Genomic DNA, 8,953 nt, shown 5'->3' on the forward strand with positions numbered 1-8,953 from the left:
TGAAGGCCGTGGAAGGGAAGAATCCCAGCCACGGCTTTTTTATGAATCGGACTCATGAAGAGTCTCAAACCTCTCTGAAGGGAGTAGAAATTAGAGAATCTCAAAAATTTCATGGAGGCTTGTTATGAAAAAGATAATATTTTTTTGTATTGTATTTATTCTCATTACTTCAAGTTATGTCTTCTGTCAGGATAAAAATGAGGATTTTAAACTTAAAGAAATAACAGTAACAGAGTCAAAAATTGAGCAACTGCCGCAAGAACAGACACATAAGATTGACATCGTTGACAAAAGAGAAATTGAAACTATCAATCTTCCTAATAGAAATCTATCCGAGTTGATTAAATATCTTCCAGGTAACTTTGTAAATCCGCTATCTCGTAATGATGCAAATTGGGGCTCCTATGGAGGATTAGGTCCTAAATACAATAGCTGGCTACTTGATGGTCTTCCCATTGATTCTTTTGTTGACCCTATGAGTCTTGATTTTATATATCTTGACAGAATAGAGGTTCATCGTGGACCTGCCTCAGTTCTATATCCTAACTATATGACCATGGATTTTGCTGGAAATGAGACTCCTTTAGCGGGAATAACTAACTTGATAACAAAGGACAAAATTGAAAAGCCCTATACAAATATATCTCTTGGTTATGGAACATGGAATACGATAAATGCAAGAATTTACCATGAGGGAAATGCTGGTCCCTTCAACTTTTTCCTTGGTGCAAACTATGAACAATCTGACTATACAAATTATGGAACAAAGCCTTCATGGCTAAATATGATAGATGACCCAGAGTATAAGAAAATTAAGGGATATTTTAAGACAACATACTTTTTTACTCCAGAAACTAAGCTCTCTCTATTTGTCCATCATACTAAACACGATGGAGATGCAGGTAGACCTCACAGAGGTTATGACCATCAGTACGATGTTGTTAATTTAAACTTCTCAACCCCGCTTTTTAAGGATTTCATATTTAGTGCAAAAGCTGGATATAGGTATTATCATCGTTCTTGGGAAGAGGATAAATATGATCCTCCAAAATCCTATGATCTTAGCTTGCGTGAGGAAGATGGAGTTAAGCAAAATATTTTCCCATTTGATTTATCTATTAACTACAAACATTTTGGTAAAAGTGTTCTTACAGCAGGTATTGACTCGCAGTTTTCAACATATGAGACCTATGCTAAAGTAGGTGGTAACAAGAGTATTGATAATGATGTTAATGCAAAAAGTTTTGGCATATATGCTCAGGAAAAACTCATTATTGATAAATGGGTTTTGAGGGCTGGATTAAGATACGCCTATACAAAACATGACTATGATAAACTTGGTGGAGTGAAACCTGAAGTTTCCTCAAAATCATGGGATCAGCTCCTATGGAGCGCTGGTGTAAGATATAATTTTACCGATAATTTTGGAATATTTGCTAATGCAGGCTCAAGTTATCTTGTTCCTTCTGCAAAATCTGTGGGTGGAACTATTAAGGAATCAGACAGAGGAGTCTCTGGTAAGAATGGGCAATTACCCAATCCTAATCTTAAGCCAGAGAAAGGTTACAGTTTTGACCTTGGTGCAGACCTCTGGGCTTTGAGCAATCTGTATTTTAGCCTCAGAGGATTTTACCACATAACGAAAGATACTATAGTGGAGAATAAAATAAGCGACACTCCATCCCAGACTCAATCTGTAAACGCAGGGAAAGCTTATACAAAGGGAGCAGAGTTTGAAGTTCAACATTTTATCAGTGATAAATTTAAATGGTTTTCAAACCTTACCTTGACTGACACGGAGGTGAAAAACTCTTTAGATAAAAATCAAGATGGAAGTGAAATTTCCTTTGTTCCAGATTTCATAGCAAATGCAGGATTTACAGCAAATCTTCCCTATGGCTTTACGATATCTCCCTATTTTCAGTATGTGGGGAAATATTATGATAGCACTGATAAGACAAAAAGAAAAGACTTTGGAGACTATTCGACAGTTAACTTAAATATAAAAAAAGAGCTTTTCAGAACTGATAAATACTATTCCAATCTAATTCTTGAAATTAACAACCTCTTTGATAAAAAATACGAAATGCCCTGGCAATTTCAAGACCCTGGATTTAATGCGATGTTAAAATGGGAATTAAATTTTTAAGAGAATGGAGCGGTTCAGTCCGCTCCATCTTAATTAAATCTCATGCATTAATTTTAACTTTTGCACTATTTTTCATTTTATCTTCCAGTGAAGTATTTGCAAAGATTACAGTACAAGATTTCAGAGGAAAGTCTATCCATCTTAATAAACCAGCAGAAAGAGTTGTATGTCTAATTGAAAGCGCTCTTACTGGAATTTATATGTTAAGGCAAGGTAAAAAGGTTGTTGGTATTCCAACAAATGTTTATAGCGAAGGATTTTATTATAGTGATACTTTCAGATACTATGCCGCCTTAGATGATAGAATAAAACAAAAGAAAATTCCCGCTGTTGGTAATTGGGAGTCAATAAATATAGAAAAAATTCTTTCGCTTAAACCAGATTTAATAATCATATGGTCAAGTCAGACAGATGCAATTCAAACATTTGAAAAATTAGGAATTCCTGTTTATGGAGTTTTCATTACAAAAATTGATGATATTTTCAAAGAGATAAGAGATTTTGGATTAATGCTTGATGCGAAGGATAGAGCAGAAGAATTGATAGGATACGTAAGGAAGGAAATCGACGGAATTGATAGGATTGCAAGAAAAATTAAGAATCATAAAAAAGTCTTCTTCAGTTGGGCTCAGCATAGTTTTCTTCAGACATCCTGCAAAGGAAGTATAATAAATGAAATTATAAGTAAGGCTGGCGGAATAAACATATGTAGCAACATTGAGGCAGAGTCACAGACTTTAACAATGGAAAAGCTAATCAAGCTAAATCCCGATGTGATAATAATGTGGTATGCTAAGGCATTAAGCCCTGAGGACATAAGAAATAACAGTCAGTATAGAGCAATTAATGCAGTTAAGTCAGGCAAAATTTATCAGTTTGATGATACTTTTTTCTTTGATTTGTGGACATTAAAATTTATATACTCAATGAAATTCATTGCAAAAACTTTGTATCCAGAATTTTATAACTTTGAACTTGCTAAAGAAAAGAGAAAAATAATGCAATTTCTATATGAAAAATCTTTACTTTAGTTAGATATACGCAAAGAATATTTAATGAATTTTGGATTGAAGATATAGAATGCTAAAATCTCTAAATTAAGTTACAGTTTAGTTGGGTTGACATAAAAAAATTTTTTATGCTTTAATTATTTAACCCACGAAGGGCAAACTTGGTCATGAAGGCCGTGGAAGGGAAGAATCCCAGCCACGGCTTTTTTTATGAATCGGACTCATGAAGGGTCTCAAACCTCTCTGAAGGGAGTGAATGTCATCCTGAGGGACTTAGTCCCGAAGGGTCTCTTCCGAAGTTTAATAAAAAGGAGGAGATTCCTCGCTTGCTCCGCAGGCTCGGAATGACAGGATAAAATTCATGAAAACTGAATTGTAGAGGGGGTTGAGATGCTTTATTTAGTGATTCTTGTTCTTGGCTTGCTTTTTTGGGATTTTAATAATGCATTAGCAGAACAGCAGGAGACAAGGTTGCCAGAGGTAGTTGTAACAGGTGAAAAGATAGTAGTTCCCACGAAGCAGACAGGAGAGACTGTTTACACAGGAACGGAGATTACAACAAAAGGAATTGAGCTTTCAGGCGAAAGAGGAAAAATAAATGTTTACGAATCGATTTCTCTTTTACCAGGCATAGTGTTTGAAAGTTCTGATGCTAACAATATGGCAACGGAGCAAACAAATGTCCGAATTAGGGGCGTAAGGGGCTATCTTGGTGCAATGACCGTAGAGGGTATTCCAAACTATGGTGGAAACCCAATCGGACCGAGAGCCTATATTTATGACCTTGAAAACTTTGAAAGCATCGCTGTTTATAAAGGTGCAGTGCCTGCTGATTTAGGCTCAGGCATTGGTAACAGGGCAGGTGCTATCGAGCTTAGACCTCTATGGGCAGATGAGAAATTTGGTGCGAAACTATCTCAATCAGTGGGTTCATTTGAGTATAAAAGAACTTTTCTAAGGCTTGACTCAGGCAAGATAGGTCCTGTTGATACAAGACTTTCCATGTCTTACTCTTATACAGGACAGGATAAATGGAAAGGTCCTGGTGACGTTGGACCAAGAAACAATTTTAATCTTACTCTTGTTCAGCCAATTGGAAAAAATGTGGAACTTAAGATATGGGGTAATTTTAATGAGATAAAACATTACAAATATCGTTATTTAAGTTATGCTCAGGCAAAAGACCTTGATAGGTATTATCGTCTTGACTATAATGAGTCTCTTATAGGTAAAGATTATCTTTACTATGAGTTCAACAGAGAGTATCATAAAAACAGAGACCTCTTTGCCTCAATCACTGCTAAGATAACAGACAATATTAAGATTACCTTTAAACCTTATATCTCAAAAGAGGATGCAAAGATTTGGGAAGGAAATGAAAAAATAACCTCAAAAATAGATGGTTCACCCCAAACAAACCCTGGAGTTCAACAGAGAACAAGAGATATTGAGAGAAAGGGTGTGATATCTGAGATATCTATAGACTTCAACTTGGCAAAGGCAGTAACGGGCTATCATTACGAGGCATCAGATATGAACATATTTACTGAGAATTACTGGATAAGAAATGATGGAAGTTTAAGATATTTAGGTTATGGAGTTTTTGCAACTACAGGGACAACTTACGTAAACAGCCCATATTTCAAGCTTGCTGGAACAATTGATAAATTTAACTGGCAGGCAGGAATCAAATATTTCAGATTTGAAGATTCCCAGAGCGATGGATATACAACTGATTATCCAGGTGGAGTGCCAACATTGAAAAGAGAACCTGACCTTGACAGAAAAGCAAGAACTTATGATATATGGTTGCATACCGTAGGAGTCTCTTACTCGTTTAATGAAACCATAGATACTTATATCAGCTATGGAAGAAACTTCATAAGGCCTTATGCTTATCTGCCCCTTGTAACTACTTACAATCGTTTAAAAGATAAATTTCAAGCTAAAGGTATCAAATTAAATGATTTATTTGAAGGATACAACATAGAACAATCTGACAATATTGACATAGGACTAAGATTTCGCAAAGATTTCATAGAGATAAATCCTACATTATTTCTATCAAAACATAAAAATCTTCTTACAGTTGTCTCAGACTCAAGAGTTTTTGATTCTGGAAAACCTGTAAATTATCAACAAAACATTGGTAAAGCAAAGGGATACGGATTTGAGATTGGCACAAATGTTTTTATCTCTGACTGGCTTACCTTTTACTTTAATCCCACATTTAATCATCTCACCTATGACGGCAACATAACCTATTCAGGTGCAACCCTTTCAACAGATGGTAAGCAGGTTGTTGATGTACCGAAATGGACGGTTGTTTCAGGGCTTTTAGTTAAATACAAAGATTTTGAGATTGTTCCTCAAATGCGTTATATTGGGAAAAGATATGGAGATTGCGAACACAAGGAAGAAATTCCGTCTTACGCAGTCTTTGATTTAAAATTAAACTATGTCAAAGAGAAAATAGGGATGCTCAAAGCATTAAAGCTTTCTTTAGAGTTTGACAACATATTTAACAAAAAATATGTCTCTGTAATAAATGCAATGGATGATGCGGTCTCAGGGACAACATATGGAGTAGGAGCACCATTTACGATGAGAGGTTCTATATCATTTGCCTTTTAAGGAGGTTTACGCATGAAAAAAGCAGTCGTATGCGGTAAGGGCGGAGTAGGTAAGAGTTTTATCGTATATGGAATTTCAAAAAGTATGGCAAAGAAGGGAAAAAATGTGCTTGTAGTGGATACAGATGAGAGTAATCAGACGCTTTACAGACTTTTTGGCTTTTCCGCCCCTCCAGAGTCCTTTATGGATTTTCTCGGTGGGAAAAAAGCTATCCAGCAAAGCATAAAGAAGAGATTTCAGTCAAGCGAAAAAGAACCAATTATGAGTGTTATAGAAGAGAGTTCTTTTAGTATTTCTGATATTCCTCATGATTTCATTAAAAAAGATGGCAATATTTCACTTCTTAGTATTGGCAAGATTAAGGAACCCCTTGAAGGATGTGCATGTCCGATGGGAATAATAAGTAGAGAGTTTCTTGAAAAGATTGCACTTGAGAGGAATGAAATTATAATTGTTGATACGGAGGCTGGTGTGGAGCATTTTGGGAGAGGGATTGAAAAGGGAATAGATACAGTCATTGCAGTGGCTGAACCATATCTCGACTCTATTGAAGTAGCTGAGAAAGCAATCTCTCTTGCAAATAAGATGGGAAAGAGAGTTTACCTTATCATAAACAAAGTTCCCAAGGAGTTCGAAGATAAAGTAAGAGATACAGTTATGAAGAGAGGACTTGAGATTTCGACTCTGATACCATTTTCACCAGAGGTATACAGTCTATCAATTGAAGGTAGAATTCCAGATAATTCTGCTGCCTTCATAGAAATTGAAAAATTTACCGAGAGGCTCAATGCATACCTATGAATTTAAACCAATCGGCTACATAAAAACACAGGCCGATACAGTTCCAAGGCATTGGAGTGTCTCTGAATTAGAGGGGGAGATTGTAATTGAGCCCGAATATAAGCTTGGACTTAGAGATATCAAGGCAGGAGATAAAATTTTAGTGCTCTTTGTTTTTCACAAGTCTCCTTCTTTTACTACTGAAAAACTTATTCAGAAACCGCCACATCTAAATGAGACAAAAGGAGTATTTAGCACTTGCTCACCCCACAGACCAAATCCAATAGGGCTTTCTGTTTTAGAAGTCTTAGAAGTAAGAGAAAATATGATTAAAGTCAGAGGGCTTGATATGTTTGATGGAACACCCGTGCTTGATATAAAGCCTTATATTGAGTATAAGAGCAAAGGAGGATAGAGTGAAGAGATTTATCTTTTCATTGATTCTAATTCTCACCCTTAGCAGTCAGGTCTATGCTAAAGATATGATAAGAATTACTGACATGGCTGGAAGAGAGGTGTTAATACCTAAAAAGGTTGAAAGAATCGTAGCTCTCTCTGGTTCTCTTCGTTATGTCGTCTATCTTCAAGTCTTTGACAAAGTAGTTGGCATAGAAGGAGTTGAAAAACAGAGGGTTATGCGGGGAAATCCGTCAACGGGAAAGGCATATTGGCTTGCAATTAAAGATAAAGTAGAAAAAATACCAACAATAGGAGAGGGCGGGCCAGGTAAGCTTCCTGATTTTGAAAAACTTATAGCAGTAAAGCCAGATGTGGTGATTACTTTTGAGGTGGATGGTGCTAAATTGATACAGAATAAAACTGGCATTCCTGTAATAGTTATTCAGTATGCTGGAACAGAGGGATTTAAGATAGATGATATTAAGAACACATTTTTCTTTCTCGGAAGAATTTTAAACCGAGAGAAGAGAGCAGAGGAACTTAACAGTTATATGCAGAAGTGCATTGAAGATTTAAGAAGAAGAACAGAAAATACTTCTAAACCGAAGATTTACATAGGCGCAATAAATGCAAGAGGTGCACATGGCATAACGAGTACGGAAGTGGACTATCCACCATTAAAATGGATTAACGTAGTCAATGTGGCAGATGAAGTTGGCAAAAAAGGTCATGTTTTCATTGATAAAGAAAGCCTTATCTTGTGGAATCCTGATTTCATTTTTATTGACACAGGAGGTTTAAATCTTGTTAATGAAGACTACTTAAAAAACAAAGATTTCTACAAGAAACTCAAAGCTGTTAAAGAAGGACGAACATTTACTGTTTTCCCTCACAATTTTTATCGAACAAATATTGAAATACTATTCGCTAATGCCTATTACATAGGCAAAACAGTTCATCCTGAAAAATTTAGAGATTTAAACATAAAATCCAAATCAGAAGAGATATTTAGAAAATTTTTAGGTATTAATATTTATGATGACCTGAGTAGAAATTTCAAGGGGTATAGAAAGGTTGAATTTAAAGAAACAGGGCTTGCAGTCAATTGAGAAATCTTTAAAGAGACAATACATAAAGTCCATAACCAAAAGATTGATTTTTGGTCTTTTTCTTGTTTTATTGATTTTAGTATCAGTAGTCATATCTATTTCTGTCGGGTCTCTTCAACTATCCGTAGGCGAAGTATTTGATTCGATTATTAGAGAAACAGAAAACTCCTATGTTGTATGGAACATTAGGCTTACGAGAGCCTTAGGAGCAGTTCTTGCCGGTGCTTCCTTGGGAGTAGCTGGAGCAGTAATGCAGAATGTATTGAGAAATCCCCTTGCATCTCCTTTTACTTTGGGAGTATCTCAAGGAGCTGCCTTTGGTGCGGCTTTTGCGATTATTGTTCTTGGAGCAGGTCAGACGCACAGCTTTGGAACAGAGGCAGTTACTGTATTTAAGCTTTATACTGTTGTGATTTCAGCTTTCATAGGAGCACTTTTAACAGTGATACTTATTCTATCTCTGTCTTTTCTAAGGAATATTACGCCTGAGGCTATAATTCTTGCGGGTGTTGCATTAAGCAGTCTCTTTGGCTCTGCAACAATGTTTCTTCAGTATTTTGCCAGTGATTTTCAGGTAGCAGCTACAGTTTTCTGGACTTTTGGAGATATTGGAAAGGCAGGGTGGAGGGAAAATGAATTGATGTTTTTATCTTTTTCTATATGTTTCATCTACTTTTTCTTTCAGAGGTGGAATTTTAACGCAATGCTATGGGGCGATGAAGTTGCAAAAAGTCTTGGAGTGAAAATCAAATTTTTACGTATATCCAGTATGTTCGCAAGTGCCTTTGTTGTCTCCGTATGTACTGCTTTTTTGGGTATAATAGGATTCGTAGGTTTAATCTCTCCTCATGTAATTAGACTTATCATAGGAA

Annotated in this window: 7 protein-coding genes (1 of these 7 only partly in view); all 7 read left to right on the plus strand. The window is 36.0% G+C overall.

The window, feature by feature from the left end; genetic code table 11:
* The first annotated feature begins 124 nt into the window (after positions 1-124).
* On the plus strand, positions 125-2,149 hold the full coding sequence (locus ACZ430_RS10500) for a TonB-dependent receptor (RefSeq protein ID WP_297212156.1): 2,025 nt from the start codon (positions 125-127) through the stop codon (positions 2,147-2,149).
* Positions 2,131-3,180 (plus strand): ABC transporter substrate-binding protein, encoded by a 1,050-nt coding sequence (locus ACZ430_RS10505; protein ID WP_297212158.1) that lies wholly within the window; start codon positions 2,131-2,133, stop codon positions 3,178-3,180. The genes ACZ430_RS10500 and ACZ430_RS10505 overlap by 19 nt, the downstream gene beginning before the upstream one ends.
* Before the next feature lie 369 nt (positions 3,181-3,549).
* Positions 3,550-5,793, plus strand: a complete 2,244-nt coding sequence (locus tag ACZ430_RS10510) for a TonB-dependent receptor (protein WP_297212161.1) — start codon at positions 3,550-3,552, stop codon at positions 5,791-5,793.
* Between the two features lie 12 nt (positions 5,794-5,805).
* A complete protein-coding gene (locus ACZ430_RS10515) occupies positions 5,806-6,594 on the plus strand; it encodes an ATP-binding protein (protein ID WP_297212163.1) in 789 nt (262 codons plus the stop codon).
* Positions 6,581-6,988, plus strand: a complete 408-nt coding sequence (gene tsaA, locus ACZ430_RS10520; RefSeq protein ID WP_297212165.1) for a tRNA (N6-threonylcarbamoyladenosine(37)-N6)-methyltransferase TrmO — start codon at positions 6,581-6,583, stop codon at positions 6,986-6,988. Before ACZ430_RS10515 ends, tsaA begins: the two co-directional genes overlap by 14 nt.
* A 1-nt stretch (position 6,989) precedes the next feature.
* The gene (locus ACZ430_RS10525; protein WP_297212166.1) at positions 6,990-8,081 is read left to right on the plus strand and encodes an iron ABC transporter substrate-binding protein; all 1,092 of its coding nucleotides are present in this window, start codon (positions 6,990-6,992) and stop codon (positions 8,079-8,081) included.
* On the plus strand, positions 8,047-8,953 hold the 5' portion of the coding sequence (locus ACZ430_RS10530; protein WP_297212170.1) for a FecCD family ABC transporter permease. It continues 176 nt past the right edge of the window; 907 of the gene's 1,083 nt are visible here — the first part of the coding sequence; its start codon is at positions 8,047-8,049; its stop codon lies off the right edge, out of view. Before ACZ430_RS10525 ends, ACZ430_RS10530 begins: the two co-directional genes overlap by 35 nt.

Source organism: Thermodesulfovibrio sp. TK500a (genome assembly GCF_055381765.1).